This is a genomic window from Lacinutrix cladophorae, from assembly GCF_053604645.1.
This window is the reverse complement of sequence record NZ_JBSHNR010000024.1, coordinates 1-1,396: the sequence shown is the minus strand read 5'-3', so window position 1 is coordinate 1,396 and position 1,396 is coordinate 1. Positions and strand designations below refer to the sequence as shown.

Genomic DNA, 1,396 nt, shown 5'->3' with positions numbered 1-1,396 from the left:
CAGTTTATATTGGTGCTAACGGTTTAGCATATGGTTTGTTGCGTGATTAAGTCACTAAGTTAGTAAATAAAAACCGAATAGAAAGTCCGCGAGGACTTTCGTAAGCAGGCTAGAACCTAGCAATAAAATATATGCATTGTTAGCTTTTAGTGCTTTGATTATTCTTAATTCGTTTATATATTTTATAATAGCAAAAGATAATAATTATAGAAATTATCCAAAAGTATATAGTGAATGCTACAAAGTACATAAAAAGATAAACTGACCAAATTTTTAAATAATCTTTCCAATTTGTATTCCAATAATTAATTATAAAATTGTAATCATCAATGACTATATAAATCACATAACTTAAGATGAAAATAAGACTTAAGTATTTGTAAATTTTAAATGTTCTACTAATTGCTTTATTCATTCATTTTTTTCCTTTAATTCCGCAACTCCTAAATTCCGATTGAGTGAGATTCCGAGTTTTCAATTCAGTTTTCGATTCCGCAAACGAGCTAAAAAGATAGGCGCAATTCAATTCAGAGTTTGAGTGAGAATTCAACATGTTTTTTAAAATTCGGAAACATAGTTTTTCGGTTTTTACTTTCTTAAAACTCAAAAAAAAATCGAAAAATAAACTAGCCTTTTTTCAATTCCGAAAACTTGCTAGAGCATTAAAGCTAACGGTTTTGTGTATGGCTAGTTGCGTTGGCTGGAACTAAGTTAACAAAAGAAAACGAACCAGAGGAAATTCCGTTAGGAATTTCCAAGTAGGCTAGAACCAAGCAATTGGTTATACACGTTGTTGTGCTTAGTTTTTACTTTAAAAGTCGCCATCCTTTTTCAAGTGTTTTTTTCTTAAACTTTCTGCGTATTGAATAAAAGATCCGTCAAAAAATTGTTTATTTGGACTTTCTAATAATGCTCCAAAGCCAGGAGTTAGTACCATTCCATCAACTAAGGATTTTCTAGATTCCCAATTTTTTTTACTCAACATTTTGTTTTCGTTCTGTAAAAATAGATTCTCAACGTGCCTTATCTCTGCAGCAAATAAGTGAAAACCATGATTATGTTCATCTTCGGTTAAGGCATCTGGATTCGCTCGGAAAGTTGAAATTATTCTTGATGTTTCTTTTGAAGAACCTAAACTTAGAAGTATATGAATATCTAGAGCCGCAATCTCATGAAAAGTTGAGGCTTGTGTTGCTTTTGTATTACTTCTTATTTGTAATCCAACAAAAATCAATGAAATGATAACTGCAAGGGCTGATATGATTTCAGCAATCAAAGCATATTCTTCAAGTATTTCTTTCATAATTATCTTCTTTCGTTCTATTATTAAAAGTTCAACTCATTAATTTGCATGTGGTAATTTTTTCTGTTTTTCTCAAATTAAGCACAACGGTTT

The 1,396-nt window shown here is 30.4% G+C and carries 1 protein-coding gene; it reads right to left on the bottom strand.

The window, feature by feature from the left end; translation table 11 throughout:
• Nucleotides 1-811: 811 nt before the first annotated feature.
• The gene (locus tag ACVC3Y_RS00095; protein WP_452225713.1) at nt 812-1,303 is read right to left on the bottom strand and encodes a hypothetical protein; all 492 of its coding nucleotides are present in this window, start codon (nt 1,301-1,303) and stop codon (nt 812-814) included.
• Nucleotides 1,304-1,396 lie beyond the last annotated feature (93 nt).

Bases quoted from the DNA above. Each gene is read 5' to 3' on its own strand.
- ACVC3Y_RS00095 (WP_452225713.1), bottom strand. From the start codon at position 1,303: ATGAAAGAAATACTTGAAGAATATGCTTTGATTGCTGAAATCATATCA.